Origin of the sequence: Meiothermus sp. (assembly GCF_025056915.1) — a bacterium.
Classification (GTDB): Bacteria; Deinococcota; Deinococci; order Deinococcales; family Thermaceae; genus Meiothermus.
Genome location: NZ_JANWVH010000008.1, coordinates 13140 through 30755 on the forward strand (window position 1 = coordinate 13140; position 17616 = coordinate 30755).

Annotated in this window: 15 protein-coding genes; 10 read left to right on the forward strand and 5 right to left on the reverse strand. The window is 63.9% G+C overall.

The genetic code is table 11. The features are described 5' to 3' along the window. Positions 1-58: 58 nt before the first annotated feature. On the reverse strand, positions 59-1825 hold the full coding sequence (locus NZN28_RS02565) for a M3 family oligoendopeptidase (protein ID WP_295395206.1): 1767 nt from the start codon (positions 1823-1825) through the stop codon (positions 59-61). A 47-nt stretch (positions 1826-1872) separates the two neighbouring features. Between NZN28_RS02565 and NZN28_RS02570 the strand changes: the two genes are divergently transcribed. Next, complete coding sequence (locus tag NZN28_RS02570) at positions 1873-2277, forward strand: thioesterase family protein (RefSeq protein ID WP_295395207.1); 405 nt, start codon at positions 1873-1875, stop codon at positions 2275-2277. Positions 2278-2509: 232 nt separating this feature from the next. On the opposite strand, the gene NZN28_RS02575 is transcribed toward NZN28_RS02570, so the two are convergent. Next, positions 2510-3778: a S41 family peptidase gene (locus NZN28_RS02575; RefSeq protein ID WP_295395208.1), complete on the reverse strand. Its 1269-nt coding sequence runs from the start codon at positions 3776-3778 to the stop codon at positions 2510-2512. A 127-nt stretch (positions 3779-3905) separates the two neighbouring features. Further along, positions 3906-4625, reverse strand: coding sequence for a hypothetical protein (locus NZN28_RS02580; RefSeq protein WP_295395209.1), 720 nt, complete (start codon positions 4623-4625; stop codon positions 3906-3908). A 94-nt stretch (positions 4626-4719) separates the two neighbouring features. On the opposite strand from NZN28_RS02580, the gene NZN28_RS02585 reads away from it, so the two are divergent. From NZN28_RS02585 to ychF, 4 genes are all read left to right on the forward strand, one after another. After that, positions 4720-6228, forward strand: coding sequence for a peptidase S10 (locus NZN28_RS02585; protein ID WP_295395210.1), 1509 nt, complete (start codon positions 4720-4722; stop codon positions 6226-6228). A gap of 247 nt (positions 6229-6475) precedes the next feature. Beyond that, the gene (locus tag NZN28_RS02590; protein WP_295395211.1) at positions 6476-7093 is read left to right on the forward strand and encodes an MBL fold metallo-hydrolase; all 618 of its coding nucleotides are present in this window, start codon (positions 6476-6478) and stop codon (positions 7091-7093) included. 44 nt (positions 7094-7137) lie between these two features. After that, positions 7138-7659, forward strand: coding sequence for a DJ-1/PfpI family protein (locus NZN28_RS02595; protein ID WP_295395212.1), 522 nt, complete (start codon positions 7138-7140; stop codon positions 7657-7659). A 372-nt stretch (positions 7660-8031) separates the two neighbouring features. Continuing rightward, the gene (ychF, locus tag NZN28_RS02600) at positions 8032-9150 is read left to right on the forward strand and encodes a redox-regulated ATPase YchF (protein ID WP_295395213.1); all 1119 of its coding nucleotides are present in this window, start codon (positions 8032-8034) and stop codon (positions 9148-9150) included. 324 nt (positions 9151-9474) lie between these two features. On the opposite strand, the gene surE is transcribed toward ychF, so the two are convergent. Then, positions 9475-10209, reverse strand: a complete 735-nt coding sequence (surE, locus tag NZN28_RS02605; RefSeq protein WP_295395214.1) for a 5'/3'-nucleotidase SurE — start codon at positions 10207-10209, stop codon at positions 9475-9477. 119 nt (positions 10210-10328) lie between these two features. Between surE and NZN28_RS02610 the strand changes: the two genes are divergently transcribed. From NZN28_RS02610 to NZN28_RS02630, 5 genes are all read left to right on the forward strand, one after another. After that, complete coding sequence (locus NZN28_RS02610) at positions 10329-11048, forward strand: glycosyltransferase (protein WP_295395215.1); 720 nt, start codon at positions 10329-10331, stop codon at positions 11046-11048. A gap of 193 nt (positions 11049-11241) precedes the next feature. Further along, positions 11242-12204, forward strand: coding sequence for an ABC transporter substrate-binding protein (locus tag NZN28_RS02615; protein WP_295395216.1), 963 nt, complete (start codon positions 11242-11244; stop codon positions 12202-12204). 181 nt (positions 12205-12385) lie between these two features. Beyond that, positions 12386-13867, forward strand: a complete 1482-nt coding sequence (locus NZN28_RS02620) for an iron ABC transporter permease (RefSeq protein ID WP_295395217.1) — start codon at positions 12386-12388, stop codon at positions 13865-13867. A gap of 116 nt (positions 13868-13983) precedes the next feature. After that, positions 13984-14994: an ABC transporter ATP-binding protein gene (locus tag NZN28_RS02625; RefSeq protein ID WP_295395218.1), complete on the forward strand. Its 1011-nt coding sequence runs from the start codon at positions 13984-13986 to the stop codon at positions 14992-14994. 232 nt (positions 14995-15226) lie between these two features. Further along, entirely contained in the window at positions 15227-15532 is a 306-nt protein-coding gene (locus tag NZN28_RS02630; protein ID WP_295395219.1) for a GIY-YIG nuclease family protein, read from the forward strand. Positions 15533-15538: 6 nt separating this feature from the next. Here NZN28_RS02630 and NZN28_RS02635 read toward each other — a convergent pair whose 3' ends face one another. After that, the gene (locus NZN28_RS02635; protein WP_295395242.1) at positions 15539-17422 is read right to left on the reverse strand and encodes a polyphosphate kinase; all 1884 of its coding nucleotides are present in this window, start codon (positions 17420-17422) and stop codon (positions 15539-15541) included. Positions 17423-17616 lie beyond the last annotated feature (194 nt).

Below are 17616 nucleotides of genomic sequence, written 5' to 3' on the forward strand. Positions count from 1 at the left end.
TAAACCAGGATTTTACTTTTTGTCAATATCGTGTTTACATTTACTGAGTTTTACTTTTCTATTGATTATTTACCATTTGCTCAAATTGCTCGATTCGCCTGACCAGGACAGCCATTCCCTCTTGCCAGAAGATCTCCGATTCCAGGTCGAAGCCAAACCGGGCGGCCAGCTCTTCGACGCGGTACTTCCCCACCGAGGCCAGGAGCTGATCGTACTGGGCCACAAAACCTGCCCCCTCTTCCAGGTATCGCCGGTACAGCGCCAGGCCAAACAGGAGCCCGAAGGCGTAGGGGAAGTTGTAGAAGTTCGAGCCGTAGTAGTGCCCCTTCACCGCCCACATATAGGGGTGGTAGGTGGCCAGGGCCTCCCCGTAGGTCTCGAGCTGGGCCTCCAACATGGCCTGGCAGAACTCCTCTGCCGAAAGCTCCCGCTCGCGCCGCTTAGCAAACACCGTCTGCTCAAACAAGAAGCGGGCATGAATGTCCACAATAACCTGGGCCGCGTTTTGCAGGCCGCCCTCGAGCACCCCCAGCTGCTCAGCGGGGGGTAGCACCCGCAAGGCAGCCTCCCCCACCACGGTCTCGTTCATGATGGAAGCGGTCTCGGCCAGGGTCATGGGCTCCTGGCGCAGCAGGTAGGGTACTTCCCGCAAGCAGTGGTTGTGGTAGGCGTGGCCCAGCTCGTGGGCCAGGGTCGAGAGGGAATCGAAACTGTCCTCGTGGTTGAGCAGGATGCGCGAACGCCCCTGCCCGACCGGCGTGCAGTAGGCCCCGCCCACCTTGCCCTTGCGCGGGGGCGCATCCAACCAGCGCTCGGCATAGGCCCGCCGGGCCAGGTCGGCAGCCGCCTGCGAGAAGCCGGCCAGGTGCTCGGTGATGAACTGCTGCCCCTCTTCCCAGCCCCACTTTTTGGGCGTGACCCCAGGCCGTAGCACGGGGGCAAACAGGTCCCACCAGTCGAGCCGGTCCTTTCCCAGGGCCCGGGCTTTGATCGCAAAATAGCGCCGCCAGTGCGGAAAGCTGTCCACCATCGCCTGCTGCATGGCCCAGAGGGTCTTGCGGGAGATGCGGTTTTCGAAGAGGGCTGGGGCCAGGTCATCCGGCCAGCCGCGCTTGCGGTTCAGGGTCGAGACCTCGCCCTTGTAGCCGTTGAGGGCTGCGGCCAGGGGTATTTCATGGGCTTTCCAGGCCTGGAGTTCGGCCTCGTAGGCGGCCTTGCGCACGGCCTCGTCGGGGTGCATGGCCAGGTTCCGCACGGCGCTGATGGGCAGCTCCTCCCCCTGCACCACTGCGCTGATCTGGCTGGTCAGGTTGCCGTGCAGCTTGACCCAGGCCCGCCCCCCGGAGAGCGAGAGTTCGGAGGCCAGCACCTCTTCAGGCTCGGACATCAGGTGCTGGGTCTGGGTTCTGGCTTCCTCGAGCAGAATCCGGTAATCACCCGCCTGCACTGCGTCGGCATCGAGCTGGGCCAGCCAGCGCTGGAGCCTGGGGCGCAGTTTCAGGTACTCGAGGTAGAGCAGCTCGAGCTCCGAAAGCTTGGCCTGGGCGGCCAGGTCGGCGCTATCGGCATCCACCCGCATCAGCACATAGGCATACAAGGGCCCCAGGGTATCGCCAAAGGTGTTGAGCTTTTCCAGCATGGCGCCGAAGGTCTTTGGGTCGGTCAGAGCGCCCTCCTGGCCAATCCGGTGGGCCTGCATGAAGTCCTGCAAATCCTGGAGTTGGGTCTTTACCTCGCGCCAGGTGGTCAGAAACTTTTCGGACTCAAAGCCTGGAAACAGGGCGTCCAAATCCCAGGTCGGAAGCTCGGCGGTGGCCTGGCTCATAGGCCCAAGTATAGGGATTCAAGCGGGGTCAGGATAGAATCCAGGGCATGCGTTTTCCGGTGCGAGTTCCCCTCGAGGTGCGCTTTAGCGACCTGGACACCCTCAAGCACGTCAACAACGCGGTTTATCTGACCTACGACGAGGTGGCCCGGGGCCACTACCTCCAGCGCGCCGGCGCCGCCATAGACAGCGGCCATTTTGTGATGGCGCGGGCCGAGGTGGACTACCTCACGCCCATTTTGTTCGGTCAGAAGGTGGAAATCGCCCTGCGGGTGGAGCGGGTGGGAAACTCGAGCTTCCGCACCCATAGCGAGATCTGGGCCAACGGCGGGCTGGCCGCCCGCATCAAGGTGGTGGTGGTCTGGCTGGAAGAAGGCAAGCCCGCCCGCATCCCCGACTGGTTGCGCGAGGCCATCCGGGCGCTGGAAACCGAGCCGGTGGAGGGCTTGTGAAGCGCCGGGCAAAGGCCAGTCCAGCCATCGCTGCCTGAACACCTGGCCGCTGTGGGAGCGGTGAGGCAGGGCGCAGGGGTGAGGGTAGGAAGCCAGTGCATCCGACCACCCCCACCTCTTGTATTCCTGAAAGTTACTCGAATGCCCAAAGCTGGTATTACCCCCGCCAAACGCCATTAGAGACTGCTCTGGGCTGACTTCGACCCAGGCCTCTTGGCCACGCCGAGCGAGATTACTCCTGCTCCACCCCCACATTCACACCCATCAAAAGCTCAATGGCTTTTTCCAGCATCAGGTCGCGGCCTTGGGCCAGGGCCTGAAAGTCGTCGGCGAAGCTCACGCTGGGGGTCACGCGGTCGGGGTAAAAGCTGCCGTCCTTGCGCTGGGCCCTCGAGGTGGTCACCTGCAAACCTGAACCATCGCTCAGCCTCAGGAAGATGGTGGCGGTGTTGCCCACCCCGGCGGTGGGCTGTCCGATCACCGGGGCCTGGCGGCCCTCTTGCAAATCGAAGGTGAAATACTCCGCGCACGAGGCGGTGCGTTCGTTCACCAGCACCACCACCGGGGCTGTCCAGCGAACGGCCTGCACCTCGTACTGGGGCCGGTCTCGGCCTCCCGAGCGGAAGTAGTAGTAGCCGTCTTTGTAGCCCTGTTCGCTGGCCCGCAGGTTGTCCTGCAAGCGTCGGTAGGTCTCCTGCACAAAGGCCCCAGCCCCCACCAGGCACTCGCTCAAGACCCCCCCGCCGTTGTTGCGCAGGTCAATCACCATGCCCTTGGCCCCCGCTGCCTGGGCCTGGCGCACCAGCTCGTGGATGCGCGGCCCCACCTGCTGGTAGCCGCTAAAGGAAGGGATGCGCAAGACTGCAATCCCATCCGGGCGCAGGCTGAGCGAGGGTAGCTGGCGCAGGGAGATAATCCGGGGGCGCACTTCCACCTCAAAACGCTGTTGAACCCGCTGGATGGTCAGGCTCACCGGGGCGCCGGTGGCGAGGCGCTCCCGCAAAAAGTTGCTGCGCTCCGTTTCGGCCTGGGGCAAGGGCTCGCCATTTACGGCCAGAATGCGGTCACCCCGGCGCAGACCCGCTTCCTCGGCGGGGGTCTCGGGGCTGACCTCCACCACCAGCAGGCCCTCCAATCCCGGCACCACCTGGAGCTGCACCCCCAGTTGAGGGCGGCTGCTGCTGGTTCCGGCCAGGCGACGCTGGATTTCGGCGTAGTCTTCGGGGGTGAAGTAGCGGGTGTGGCGGTCTCCAATCTCGGCCACCAGCGAAGCAATCACCGTGTAGGCCTTGTTCGCAGGGCAAACCACTTCCTGGGCGCAGATTTTCTCAAGCTCCCCCTGGTATTTCTGGCGCAGTTCCTGCGGCCTGACCTGGGAAAAACCTCCGTAGTAGTCGTTCAGCAAACGACTCACTTCGTTGAGCAAATCCTGGGCGGGGCTGGCCAGGCCGAGCCCGGCCCACAACACCAGCACGACCCCCCAAAACCGCCGTTTGTCCATGCTCTATTTTTAGCGCCCAAGTCTGAAAAATGGGTTGCCCAAATCACAACTGCGCAGGCGATATGGGTTCGTTATGAGGTGTACTCGAAAAGTGTCGCAGGTCAAAAAGCTTTCGGCTTTCGGCCTCCTATGGCATCCGAAAAGTCTCCGGCCCCAGCACCGGGTTGACCCTAGCCTGGCGCACCTTGACCTCGGCAAACAGGGTGCCATCGGCATAAAGGCGGGCCTGGAAGGGAATCTGGAGGCCTGAGACTCGCCGCAGGTCGGCGTAGAGCACCGTTAGCTGTCCCTGGCTGTTCTGGTAGCGCTCGGCGATGAGCTGGTGCTGGGCATTCACCAGGTAGGTGGTCTGGCTGCCCTGGGTCGTGACCTCTACAGCGGTTCCGGTTCGGTCGCCAAAGGTTCGACGCCCCAAAAGCTGCGCCCGTTCACGCCCGCTGCCGCCCAGCCGCAGGCCATACCAGGTCTGGAACAGGCCGTTGCGCAGTTCCTGGGAGAGGGTGGCCTCGAGGGCCTTGCTCCCCGAGACCACGCTCCAGCTCTGGCCGCCGGCAGGGGTTACCTGGAGCACCTGAATCAGCTTGGAACCGTCGCGGTACTCCACCCTGAGCTTTTTGGAGGGAAAATCCACATACGAAACCACCGTCAGCTCTCGCTCCGGCTCTGGCCCAGAAAAGGTGGTCAGGGTGGCGGTTTCCTGGTAGGTGCGCAGGTTCGCCAGGGCTGGCCCGCCGTGGGCGAGGCGCATCTTTTCCAGCAGTTGGGCGGCCTCCGGGGCCACCTGGGCCAGCCCCACCGCGCAAAGCATGGTTGCCAGCCCCAGCATGTACTTCCAACCCGGACTCATCCTGCCCAGGGTATCGCAGGATTCTGAGAAGGTCTTCCTGGGCATCGCTGGCCGCGATTTTGAGCCTTTGTGCTTCGCGCTATAGTATGACCCCATGCCGGAAGAAACCAAAACCACCGAAGCCAAACCCACGCCGCAAGACCAACTGACCACCACCCAGCACAGCCTCCGCATTGGAGGCAAGGAACTGCGCTACAGCGTAACCTGCGGAACCGTGGTGCTGCGCGAGGAATCGGAAAAGGACGGCACGGCCGAAGGACACAAGCCCAAAGCCAAAGTTTTCTTCATCGCCTACACCAAGGAGGGCGTGGCGGACCGCAGCCAGCGCCCCATCACCTTTTCCTTCAACGGGGGGCCGGGCTCGTCGTCGGTCTGGCTGCACTTAGGCCTTTTGGGGCCCAAACGGGTGGAGATGGGCGACGCCGGGGCCCTTACGCCGCCGCCCTACCGGCTAGTGGACAACGAACACACCCTGCTCGAGGTCAGCGACCTGGTCTTCATTGACCCGGTCGGAACCGGCTACAGCCGCATGGTGGAAGGGGAGAAAACCAAGGAGTACCACGGCTTCAAGCGCGACCTCGAGAGCGTGGGGGAGTTCATCCGCCTCTACACCCACCGCTACGGGCGCTGGAACAGCCCCAAGTACCTGATTGGCGAAAGCTACGGCACCACCCGGGCGGCGGGCCTCTCGGGGTATTTGCAGGAGCGGCACGGAATGTACCTGAACGGCCTGATGCTGGTCAGCAGCATTCTGGACTTCTCCACGGCCCGCTTTGGCCCCGGCCACGACCTGCCGCACCTCCTGTTTTTGCCCAGCTTTGCTGCTACCGCCTGGTATCACCGAAAGCTTCCCAAAGACCTTCAGCAAAAGCCGCTCGAGGCGGTCTTGCAGGAGGTGGAAGCCTTCGCCGAGGGCGAGTACGCCCTGGCCCTGATGCAGGGCAGCAAGCTAACCCCCGCCGAGCAAAAGCGCATCGCCCAGAGGCTCGCTCGCTACACCGGGCTCTCGGAAGCCTACGTGCAGGCTTGCAACCTGCGTCTGGAGATTTTCCGCTTTACCAAAGAGCTCCTTCGCGCCGAGCGTAAAACCGTGGGCCGGCTGGATAGCCGCTTTACCGGCACCGACCGCGACGCTGCCGGAGCCACCTTCGAATACGACCCCAGCTATGCCGCCATCCAGGGGCCCTACACCGCCACCCTCAACCAGTACGTGCGGCAGGAGCTGGGCTTCGAGAGCGACCTGCCCTACGAAATTCTGTCCAACCTGTACGAAAGCTGGAGCTACAAGGAGTTCGAAAACCAGTACCTGAACGTGGCCGAAACCCTGCGCAAGGCCCTCTCCATGAACCCCTTCCTGCGGGTGTACGTGGGCAGCGGCTACTACGACCTGGCCACCCCCTACTTTGCTACCGACTACACCCTGAACCACCTGAGCCTCGAGCCCCACCTGCAACAAAACATCCAGGTGCACTACTACCCTGCCGGCCACATGATGTACGTGCACCTGCCCTCCTTAGCCCAGCAAGCCGCCGACCTGAAGGCGTTTGTGCAGGGCCAGCCCAAACCAACACCTCGTAAAAGCAGGGCTCGGGCCGACCGATAAAGGGTTGGTTGGCCGCTATCCAAAGTGCACTTACAGAGAACGGCTGCAATAACTGCCCAAGGATGATCGAAATCCAACAACGATACACCGGGCATTCCAAGGAGGTGTTGGCCGACGAGGAATCTGCTATGGCGCAAGGCTGGTGAATGTTGGGGATGTCAGGGCATCAGATGCCTCGCCGCACTCGGAAAAACACTTTTGACTGAGTTTTTTTGTGTCTTTCCTTTCACCGTTTTGAGTGGCTGCAATGAATACCCAAAGGCCCGTAACCGTGGTTGATGTGGGCTACCGCTCCACCCACTACTGGGTGGTGAGTGCGGGTACTTCTCGCCTACTGGTGGACATCGGCTGGCCCGGTACCCTCGGCACCCTCAAGGCCAATCTTGCGAAAATGGGAATCCCCTTGCACGAGATTCGCTACGCCCTGGCCACCCACTACCACATCGACCATGCGGGGCTTGCCGAGGAGCTCAAAAGGGAGGGGGTTCCGCTCCTGGTGCTCGAGGTTCAGCTCGAAGCCATCCCCCTCATGAAAACCTGGACCAAACCCGCAGACCGTTACGTGGAGATTACCGAAAAGGGCAACGTGATCCTTTCTTTCGAACAAAGCCGCGATCTCCTGGCCCAGATGGGCCTGGCCGGGGAAATCCTGCCCACCCCCGGCCACACCAACCACTGTGTCTCGCTCCTGCTGGACAACGGTTTCGCGTTCACCGGCGACCTTCCAGCAGAGGCCCTGACCTTCAATAACCCCGTCGCACTGGCAAGCTGGAGGCTCCTCCGGGAGAAAGGGGCGACCCGCGTGTACCCCGCACACGGGCCGGTGTGGTCTATGGGCGACAGGCCAGTCAAACCGACCCCCTGAGGCCCACCCGCTTTGGCTTCAAACTCGGTTGGTAGCATGGAGCCATGCGAATGGGGGTTTTGCTTACACCGGGTTTCCTCGAGGCCGAGGCGGCTTTGGTCCTGGAGGTGGCCCGGCTTTTAGGCTGGGAGCGGTTCACCCTGGCCAGGGGCCGCACCGCCCTGGAAGGCAGCGCGGGCGCAGTCTGGACACCCAAGTACACCTTCGCCGCCAGGCCCGAGCTCGACGTGCTGGTGATTCCCGGCGGGCCCCAGATGCGCAAACTGGGGCGTGATGCAGAACATCAAGACTGGCTGGGCGAAACGTGGGGAAGCCTGCGGGCGTTGTTCACGGGGGCCAACGGGGTGCTGTTTTTGTGGGAGGCCGGGCAGGTCTCGGGTAAGGTGGCCGCTCACCCCGTTGCCAAAGAAGCCCTGGCCGGAACCGCTTTAGAGCACACTAAAGAACCCTACCGCTGGCAGGGCAAGGTCTGCACCACCCGGGGCTACCTGGCCCTGGCCGGGGCCGTGCTGGACTGGGCCGGGTTTGCCGAGGAGGCCAGAGCCCACCTGGGCCTGGCAGGGTAAGCCCGGTGTTGCGCGGAACTGCGGTGGCCCGTTGATCTGAGTTTTGATTGCACAGTTGTAGGAACACCTCACCCGAAGGAGTTGATTACCCGCTCCCTCCCTATGCGATTGAAGACGGACGGCGTGAGTCTCGGTTGGGCTGCGCTGGTATGAAGGACATCCCTATGAGCCTCTGACGCTGCGCCTGGTGACATGCCTCGCATAGCACCCCCTTCGCCCGGGTCGGCCCATCATCTATCGCCGATGGAACCACCGAAGCGGGCATGGCGCAACCGGCCTTGTGCCTAGGATGGCCCCGCTTCAGGCTTTCAGCCGGTCTGGGTTAGAATGGGGGCTTGTGTGCAGGTTTAGTGACCTGCCCAGAGGAACCCCATGGCATCACTCGGAGTCGGCATCGTCGGTCTTCCCAACGTGGGCAAATCCACGCTCTTTAACGCCATTACCAAAGCAGGCGCCCTGGCCGCCAACTACCCCTTTGCCACCATTGACAAAAACGTGGGGGTGGTGACGCTCCCCGACCCACGCCTGACCGCCCTGCAAAAGCTCTTTGTGAAGGGCGAACGGGTGCCCCCCATCGTGCCGACCCACGTGGAGTTTGTGGACATTGCGGGGCTGGTGAAGGGAGCCCACAAGGGCGAGGGGCTGGGCAACCAGTTTCTGGCCAACATCCGCGAGGTCGCCGCCATTGCCCACGTGGTGCGCTGTTTCGAAGACCCCAACGTGGTGCATGTGGCCGGCCAGGTGAACCCCCTGGACGACCTCGAGACCATCAACACCGAGCTGGCCTTAGCCGACCTCCAGACCCTTGAGAAGCGCCTGGACAAGCTGCGCAAGTCGGCCCGCACCGACAAGGACGACAAAGCCCTGCTGGATGTCCTGGAACCGCTCCTGCAACACCTCTCGCAGGGCCAGCCCATCCGCACCTTTGCCGGGGCCGAGCCGGAACTCTTGAGCAAGGCCGCCCGCGAGATGGGCCTGCTTACCTACAAGCCGGTCATCTACGTGTGCAATGTGGCCGAGGAAGACCTGCCCGACGGGGCCCAAAACCCGCACGTGCAAAAGGTGCGCGAGGCCGCCGCACGGGAGGGCGCCGAGGTGGTGGTGGTCTCGGCCAAGATCGAAGCCGAGCTGGCCGAGCTTTCCGAGGAAGAAGCTGCCGAATACCTGCAAACTTTGGGCCTGGAGGAGTCCGGGCTCAACCGGCTGGTGCACACCGCTTACCACACCCTGGGCCTGATTACTTTTTTCACCGCCGGCGAGAAAGAGGTGCGGGCCTGGACCATTCGTAAAGGCACCAAAGCGCCCCAGGCCGCCGGTGAGATTCACTCCGACCTCGAGCGGGGCTTCATCCGGTCCGAGGTCATCGAGTGGCACAAGCTGGTGGAGGCAGGCGGCTGGGCCCAGGCCAAGGAAAAAGGCTGGGTGCGCACCGAAGGCAAGGATTACGTGGTGCAGGACGGCGATGTGGTGTTGATTCTATTCAACGTGTAGGCAATGGCCGACGGTAAAGGGCGGCTGGCGCCAGCGACAGAGAACGGCTGTCACAAAGGCAGAAGAATCGTCGAATCCAACGATAAACCGGTCGTTCCGAGGTGGTGTAGCCGACGAGGAATCTGACACGGCGCAGGAGTGGTGAGTGTTGGAGACGGTAGTGAACCCGATGCCTCGCTGCGCCAGGAATGACACCACTATCTTTGTTTTTTATCGCTTCACGGTGCTGAGCATCGGCATCCGTTCTGGTTCAGCTGTGAGCTGAACAATACACATAGCTCGCTTGAGCTGTAGACCCTCAGCCATCGGCTATGAGGTCTGACCTCACTCCGCCGAGGCCGCAAGCTGAAAAGCCTGGCTCAGGCGGGCTTCGTCGGTCAGGTCGAGGCGCAGCGGTGTGAGGGCAATAAAGTTGTGGTTGAGGGCCCAGCGGTCGGTGCCCTCTTCGGGCTCGTGGTCGGGGTACGCGGCAAACCAGAAGTGCTCGCGCCCCATAGGGTCGGTGCCGGGCACAATCCGGCCCTCGTACATCCGCACCGACTGGCGGGCCCACAGGATGCCCTTGGGCTTGGTGGGCAGGTTGACGTTGATCAGGAAGGGCTTGGGCTCACGCAACAGGGCCTCCAGCACCCGTCCCACCCAGGGTTTGAGGGCCTCGAAGTCGGGCTCACGGCCATTGACGGGAGCGCTGAAGGCAATGGCGGGAATGCCCAGCAGCGCGGCCTGCTTGGCCGCCGCCACCGTGCCGGAGTGCCAGATTTCGTTGCCCAGGTTGGAGCCCAGGTTGATGCCGGAAAGCACCAGGTCTACGGTGTCCCAGTGGTGGGTGCCCAGGGCCACGCAGTCGGCGGGGGTGCCGTTCACGCGGTAGGCCTCGAGGCCCCCCAGCGGGGTGGCGCGGTAGTGCAAGGGGCGGGCTATGGTGATGGCATGGCCCATGGCCGACTGTTCCACATCGGGCGCCACCACCCGTACCTCGCCAAAGGCCGTGGCTACCTCGGCCAGCGCCAGAAGCCCAGGGCTGTAGATGCCGTCGTCGTTGGTCACCAGGATTCGCATGGTCTACCTCTCTAAAGGGAGCGTGGAGGCCGAGCGTCAGAGCAGGGTCAGGCGGGTCAGCCAAATGTCAGGGGGCGTACCAAACCGGTCTGACAAAGGGGTTTTAATCTGAGGGAAACATGGTCAGTGTGTTGATTCCGACCTACAACCGGCCTCAGCTGCTGCTGCGGTCACTGCGCTCGCTCCAGCTTCAGCTTTACCCCGACTGGGAAGCGGTGGTGGTGGACGATGGCGACGGCTCCGGCATCCTGGCCGCCCACAGCCTGCGCGACCCCCGCATCCTGGGGGTTTGCAACGAGGGGCGGGGGCAGGTGCAGGCCCGCAACACCGGGCTGTCCCATGCCACCGGCTCGATAGTTGCCCTGCTCGACGACGACGACTACTGGCTCGACCCCACCCACCTGCACCGGGTGGTGCGGGCACTCAGGGCCCAGCCAGGGCTTGTTTACCGGGGTGGCTACCTGGTGCTCGAGCGCGATGGGCTGGAACTCGAGCGCATCCCTTTCGACCATAAAGCCAGCCCCCTCTCGCTCCGCACCGACAACCACCTGCTCGCCACCGGTGCCGCTTACCCCCGCTTTTTGCACGACGAGCTGGGGCTCTTCGACCCGGAGATGGCCGATTACTGGGACTGGGACTGGTATCTGCGGGTTTCCTCGGCGGGCTATCCACTCATCCAGCTTCCTGGCCGGGGGGTCGCGGTCTCCATGCACGGGGCCAATATGTCCTATGCCGCCCGCCAGGAGGAGCGCCAGAAAAACCTGGAGCGCCTCTCGCGCAAACACGGGCTGGGCAAGCTCGAGCTCAAAGACCACCGCATCATTGCCGGGGCCGCCTGAGCTCTCCGAGCCAAAAGCCCATCCCAACTGAGGCGAGACCGGCCACTGCCTGCCAGCACCCTGCGGTTCAGGCCCCAAACATGACCGATAACCACGGTTTTCGTAGCCCAACCCAACGTCTGTCCTGACCGCGGGCTGACAATAAACAGGACACAATCACTACTGGGGGATAGAACCCTTCACCGGAGGCTTCATGCAACGATTCTTTCTGGCTTCGCTGGTCGCGCTTGGGCTGGGCCTGGCCCAGCAGCAAACCATCACCCTCTACACCTCGGAAGTCCTGACCAACGTCAACCCCATGATTGAGCTGTTCAGGCGGGCCAATCCGGGCGTCAATGTACAGGTCTTCCGCAGCGGCACCGGCGAGGTGATTACCCGTCTGCGGGCCGAGCTCGAGGCGGGCAACCCCCAGGCCGACCTGCTGTGGGTGGCCGACGAGACCTTCTTCCGCGAGTTGGCCGCTGCCAACCGCCTGCGCCCGGTGCGGGCGACCACCCCGGGCTTTCCGGTCAGGTTCGCCTATCAGGGCGGGCGCTACTACGAAGTACGGCTCCTTTACAACGGCATTGCGGTGAACACCCGCAAGCTGGGCAACCTCCCCGAACCACGCTCCTGGCGCGACCTCTTGAAACCCGAATACCGCGATCTGGTGGGCATGCCCAACCCCAACTTCTCCGGGGCGGCCCTCTCCACCCTGGGCACCTTCAGCCAGCGCTTTGGCTTCAGCTTCTTCGAGCAGCTCCAGCGCAACGGCCTCAAGGTCGAGCAGTCCAACCCCATCCTTCAGCAAAAGCTGGCCGAGGGACAGTACGGCCTTGCCATCATCACCGACTTCGGCATCCGCGACCTGATCCGCCAGGGAGCGCCCCTCAAGATGATTTACCCCCGCGACGGGGCCATTCTGGTGCCCACCCCCATCGGCATTCTGAGCAATAGCCGCAACCCTGCACTGGCCGAGCGTTTTCTGCGCTTCCTGCTCTCGTCTGAGGCCCAGGCCCTGTTCGCCCAGCAAGGATACATTCCCGTCATCGCCTCGGCCCCCCGCCCCGCTGGGGTGAACGGGGAGGTGCTCTCGGTGCCCTCGGCGGCTGAGTTCATCCAGGCCAACCGGCAGAGCCTGTTGACGCAGTTCAATACGTTGTTCAATCTACGCTAGGAGCGAAAGCGGAAGGCCGAGAGCATGACGCATAGGGTCTGTGGTCTGGGGCCAAAGGTCAGAGTGCCCACCCCAGGCCTGAACCTTGCACGTCAGGTCAAGCCTCATCTGAGCCTCATTTAACGCCCCTGGCATGACCGCCCGATAAGGTGCTCACCCCTCCACTGTTAGGATAACGCTGATGCCCAGGGGACAACCCCTTGCCACCGTGTTCTGGCTACTCCTCTCGCTGGGGGTTGCCCTGCCGCTTTGGGTGCTGGCCTGGCGGGGGCTGGGCGACCTTGCCATTCTGCCCAGGGTGCTCGACCTGGCGGGGGTTTCGCTGCTGCTGGCGCTTTTGGGGAGTCTCTTGTGCCTGGGGGTGGGGGGCGGGCTGGCCTGGCTGGCCTTCCGGGCGCGGCTGCACACGGGGTGGGACACGCTGCTGCTGCCCGCCTACCTGGTGCCGCCCTTCGTGGGGGCGCTGGGGTTCCTGTACGCCTTGCAACTGGTGAACGTTCAGCCCTACGGGGTGGGCGGCATCCTGCTGGCCTGGACGGCCCACTACGCTCCGGTGGCCTACTTGCTGCTGCGCCCGGCCCTGGAATCCAAGCTGGCCCCGCTGTTGCTGGCCTGCGAGGTGCATGGCGTGACCGGCTGGAAGCGCGTGCGGGCCCTGGTGCCCCCGCTGTTTCCGGCGCTGGTAGCAGCTTTTGGGGCGCTCTACCTGACCCTGCTGGGCAACTTCGGGGTTCCGGCGGTGCTGGGGCTGCCCGCCCAGGTCTACACGCTGCCCACCCTGGCCTATGCCCGGCTCTTCTCCCCGGCCAGCCCCGACCCCCTGGGCGAGGCGGCGGCCATTGGGCTGTTGCTGGGGTTGCTGGCGGTTCCAGCCCTGTTGCTTTCCAGCCAGCCGACCGGCGAACCTTCTCCCCGGCCCCTCCGACCCAGGGGAGTTTGGGCAGCCAGAGGCGCCTTCATCCTGTTCGCGCTGCTGGCGGTGGTGTTTCCGCTGGTGGGCCTGGTGCGCCGGGCCCTTTTCAACACCTTTACCGGGGCTTTCCAGCCGGCTTTTGGCGACGCCTGGGCGCTGCCCCTGGTGCGGCAGGGGCTCTTCAACTCGCTGCTGCTGGCCCTGCTGGCTACGGGCCTGCTCCTGCTGCTGGGGCTCTTGCTGGCCCCCCATCGCGGCGCTTTGAAGCGGCTGAGGCAGGTGCTGGACCTGCACTACCTGCTGCCCGGAACCCTGTTGGCCCTGGGCCTGATTCTGCTGCTGGCCCCCACCCCGGTCTATGCCACCCCCTGGATTCTGCTGCTCGCGTACCTGCTCAACTTTGCTGCCTTGATGCTGCGCTCGATGGAGGCTGGGCTGGAAAGCGGCATCGAGCGGCTGGTGGGGGTGGGCAAGCTGTTTGGCCTGCGGCACGGGCGGGCCTGGTGGAAGATTGGCTTCCCCCTGCTGCGGCCCTACCTGGCGGCTGGGGTGTTTTTGGTGCTGCCGCTGTGCCTGGCCGAGCTGACCCTGTCGGCCATGCTCTACGCGCCGGGGAGTGAAACGTTGGGGGTGGCGGTGCTCTCGGCCCTGAACGGGGGGCTTTTCCGCGAGGCCGCTGCCATCGGGCTGATGCTGATGGCCCTGTCGCTGCTGCTGCTGTGGGTACCGCGCAAGGGCGTGGTGGGCTAGTTTAGCCTGCACGCAGGTGTTCGCACCGAGTAACCCACGATTTTTCTACCGTTTCTTGCTATCGGCCATAGACTGTAGACCATCGGCTTTCCAGAGTTACCCCTGAGACTTCCACCATGCTACGTCTGGAGAACCTCACCAAAAACTTCGGCAAGGCAGGGGTGTTTGGGGCCAGCCTGCACCTTACGCCCGGCGAAATTGTGGCCGTGCTGGGGGCCTCGGGCTCCGGCAAGACCACCCTGCTCAACCTGGTGGCGGGGCTTTTGGAGCCCGATTCGGGGCGCATCTTTCTGGGAAACGAGGACGTGACCCGTCAACCGCCCGAGAAGCGCGGGCTGGGTTACGTGTTCCAGGATCATGCCCTGTGGCCCCACCTGAGCGCCCTCGAGCACCTCCTGCTGGTGATGAAGACCCCCGACCGGGCGCAGGCCCATCACCTGCTGGAGCGGGTGGGACTGGGCGGCCTCGAGGCCCGCAAACCCCACCAGCTCTCAGGGGGGCAGAAGCAGCGGGTGGCCCTGGCCCGGGCCCTGGCCGCCAAACCCCGGCTGCTGCTCCTGGACGAGCCCTACTCGGCGCTCGACCCGGTGCTAAGGGAAGAGTTGCGGCTCGAGGTGGCCTTGCTCCTGCGGGCCGAGCAGGTCAGCGCCCTCCACGTCACCCACGACCCCGACGAGGCCCTGGCGGTGGCCGACCGGGTGGCGGTGATGGAGGGGGGGCGCATCGTGCAGGTGGACACCCCCGCCGAGGTCTATGCCAGGCCCCAGACCCTCGCCGCAGCGCGGGCTTTCGGGCGGCTCAACCTGCTGGCCGTGGAGGTACAAGGCGGCCAGGTTCAGCTGGGCGGCCAAACCTGGGCCGTTCACGGCCTGGAAAGGGGGCCGGGCCTGCTGGCCTTCCGCTACGAAGACCTGGCCGTTGCACCCGAAGGGCTGCCGGCAAAGGTGCTGGCAGTCTACGGCGGTCGGGGCGAGCGGCTGTGCCGGGTGAACCTGGGGGTGGGGGAAGCGGTGGTGAAGCTCAGCGCAGCGCCGGGGGAGCAGGTTCGGCTGGCGCCATTGGGTGAGTTGCGGGTATTTCCATTATCACAGGAGGCAAGGGCCCACGAACAGGGCAAAGCACGGTGAGGAATCCCGTCTCTGTCGTGTTCTGCGGTTCGCTAACCCCATGCAGTACCAATCCTCGGAAAGACAGAGGGGTTTGTCATTCCGAGCCCAGCGAGGAATCTGACGCGCTTCCGTCCCCCGCATTCACCACCCCTGTGCAGCACCAGATTCCTCGTCGGCTATGCCTCCTTGGAATGACAGCGTTTCACCCAGACAACCCACACAATCCCATCACCCGTGGAACAATGAAAGCGTGAAAACCTACTGGGTCTATATTCTGGCAAGTCATAAGCGCGTGCTATACGTGGGCATGACCAGCAATATCGCAAAGCGAATGTACGAGCATCGCCACAAGCCAACCGGGGGATTCACCGCCCGCTACAACGTGAATCAACTGGTCTACTTCGAGCAAACCAATCAGGTCGAAGAAGCCATACGGCGTGAGAAGCAGATCAAGGGCTGGCGGCGCGAGAAGAAGCTCGAGCTAATCCGCACCTTCAACCCCCACTGGCGTGACTTTTCCCAGCTCTTTCTTTCAGAGCAGCCCAAACCGGGCTGAAAAAGCCTATCCCCAGCGCTGCCCATCCCGCTTCCCGCCCCAGCGCCGCTCCATTCCACCCGGCAACAGGAGAAAGCTGTTGCGGTCGTCGGCCAGCTGGGCCTGCAAAATGTCCAGCACCTTGCGCTTGGCGCGCGCGTCCAGGATGGGGAAAAACAGCTCGTAGCGGCGGTCCAGGTTGCGCGGCATGGCGTCGGCGCTGCCGGCCCAGACCCGCCACTTGCCCTTGTTCTTGAAGGCGGCAATGCGGGCATGCTCCAGAAAGCGCCCCACCAGGCTCTTCACCTCCAGGCCCGCCCATAGGGTGGTCAGGGTGCTGCGAACCACCAGGTGCACCCGCGCCCCCCGGTTCAGGGCCTCCTCGAGGGCGCTCAGGATGGCGGGGTCGGTCAGGTGGTTGAATTTGAGTATTATCTCGCCCTTCTTGTGGGCCTCCACCTGGATGCTTTCCAAAAGCAGGTCGCGGATGGAGGAGGCCGTCCGGAGGGTGCTGAGGGCCGGGGGCTGGCTGTGCTCCAGGGCTTCAAAAAACGCCCGCACGTCGGCGGTGAGGGCCGGGTGGGCAGTGAAGAGCGAGAGGTCGGTGTAAAGCCGCCCGTTGACGGGGTTGTAGTTGCCGGTGCCCAGGTGCACGTACTCGCTCCCCGCCCGGCGCACGTACAGGGCCTTGGCGTGCACTTTTTTGTCTGGCAAGGGCAGCACCCGCACCCCGGCCCCGGCGAAGCGCAGGCTCCACTCGAGGTTGGCCAGCTCGTCGAAGCGGGCCCGCCCTTCCAGCAGCACCGCCACGTCCTTGCCAGCTTTGGCGGCCTGAATCAGCGACTGGGCGATGCCGTTTTCCTCGCCAATGCGATACAGCGTGGCCCGCAGGGCTTCCACCTTGGGGTCTTGGGCAGCAGAGAGGGCGAAGGCTTCCACCGCGCCGTAATCCTCGAAGGGGTGGTACAGTAGCAGGTCGCGCTTGTTGAGGTAGGCGAAGGGGTCTTTGGCGAAGCCCTTGGGCTTCTGGATGGCAATGGGCTTGAACTTTTCGCTGGCGGGCCCCCTCGAGACGATGGTAGATACAAAACTCAGGTCGAGGGGCGGGGGCAGCCGGAACACCTCCGGAGGCTCCAGCCCCAGGGCCACCCGGATGGTCTCGGCCCACAGAGGGGGAAAGTCTTCTTCGAGCTCGAGGTGGCTCACCTTGCCGTCCAGGCGGGTCTCTAAGGCCTCTGGTAGTTCGTCCCAGTCGGCGCGGGAGCGGGCCAGCTGGGCCAGTCGCACCAGGCGAAACTCATAGAGCGGGAGTTTCTGGTTCTCGGGCAAAAACAGGTCGCTGCGCATCCGCACCAAAGCCCCCAGCCGCACGAACCCGCCCTCCCGCCCGGGCACCTCCAGCAGCCTCGGCACGCTCTCGGGCAGCCGAATCAGGTGCTGCAACAGCCCCTCGCCGGAAGCGAAGTACAAAGCCTGGCTGGCCAGCTCGGGCAGGGCCTCAGGCCGAATCAGGTCGGTCAGGGGGGCTACCTCCTCGGCCAGGTAGGCCCCGAAGAACTGCTTCTCGGCCCGGGTCAGCTGGGAGGGCTCCAGGATGTGCAGGCCCAGCCCCTCCAGCGCCTTGAGGAACTCGAGGTAAAGCCTTCCAGCTTCCTCGGTCTGCTCCAGGGCTTCCTTCATCAGGGCCAGGTAGCTGGGGCTGCCCCGCTCCTCGGCAAAGGCCCGCGAAATCCGGGCGGCGTAGAACTCGTCCATGTTGGAAGCCCAGATCGCCAAAAAGCGCAGCCGCTCCAGCAGCGGAAAATCGGGCCGCCGGGTCTGCTCCAGCACCCGCCGGTTGAAGGAGAGCCAGCTCGCTTCCTGGGTCAGGTGGGTAGGGACAAAGCGCGGGGCCGGGGGCTTTTTGGGCATCGCCTCCAAGTCTTGGGCGGTTTTGTCAGGGGACGGTAAGGCTTTTTTCTTGACCTTGGTTTTTTTCACCCTGACCTGAGTCTATCGCACCTCCAAACACAGGGCCAGAAACAGGAAAACTGCCGAACCCTTGCCATCGCATAAAAAAGCACCCTGTCATTCCGAGGAGGCGTAGCCAACGAGGAATCTGGTGC

Bases quoted from the DNA above. Each gene is read 5' to 3' on its own strand.
- NZN28_RS02575 (WP_295395208.1), bottom strand. From the start codon at position 3,778: ATGGACAAACGGCGGTTTTGGGGGGTCGTGCTGGTGTTGTGGGCCGGG.
- NZN28_RS02580 (WP_295395209.1), bottom strand. From the start codon at position 4,625: ATGAGTCCGGGTTGGAAGTACATGCTGGGGCTGGCAACCATGCTTTGC.
- NZN28_RS02615 (WP_295395216.1), top strand. From the start codon at position 11,242: ATGCAACGATTCTTTCTGGCTTCGCTGGTCGCGCTTGGGCTGGGCCTG.
- surE (WP_295395214.1), bottom strand. From the start codon at position 10,209: ATGCGAATCCTGGTGACCAACGACGACGGCATCTACAGCCCTGGGCTT.
- NZN28_RS02625 (WP_295395218.1), top strand. From the start codon at position 13,984: ATGCTACGTCTGGAGAACCTCACCAAAAACTTCGGCAAGGCAGGGGTG.
- NZN28_RS02565 (WP_295395206.1), bottom strand. From the start codon at position 1,825: ATGAGCCAGGCCACCGCCGAGCTTCCGACCTGGGATTTGGACGCCCTG.
- NZN28_RS02610 (WP_295395215.1), top strand. From the start codon at position 10,329: ATGGTCAGTGTGTTGATTCCGACCTACAACCGGCCTCAGCTGCTGCTG.
- NZN28_RS02595 (WP_295395212.1), top strand. From the start codon at position 7,138: ATGCGAATGGGGGTTTTGCTTACACCGGGTTTCCTCGAGGCCGAGGCG.
- NZN28_RS02620 (WP_295395217.1), top strand. From the start codon at position 12,386: ATGCCCAGGGGACAACCCCTTGCCACCGTGTTCTGGCTACTCCTCTCG.
- NZN28_RS02590 (WP_295395211.1), top strand. From the start codon at position 6,476: ATGAATACCCAAAGGCCCGTAACCGTGGTTGATGTGGGCTACCGCTCC.
- NZN28_RS02585 (WP_295395210.1), top strand. From the start codon at position 4,720: ATGCCGGAAGAAACCAAAACCACCGAAGCCAAACCCACGCCGCAAGAC.
- NZN28_RS02635 (WP_295395242.1), bottom strand. From the start codon at position 17,422: ATGCCCAAAAAGCCCCCGGCCCCGCGCTTTGTCCCTACCCACCTGACC.
- NZN28_RS02570 (WP_295395207.1), top strand. From the start codon at position 1,873: ATGCGTTTTCCGGTGCGAGTTCCCCTCGAGGTGCGCTTTAGCGACCTG.
- ychF (WP_295395213.1), top strand. From the start codon at position 8,032: ATGGCATCACTCGGAGTCGGCATCGTCGGTCTTCCCAACGTGGGCAAA.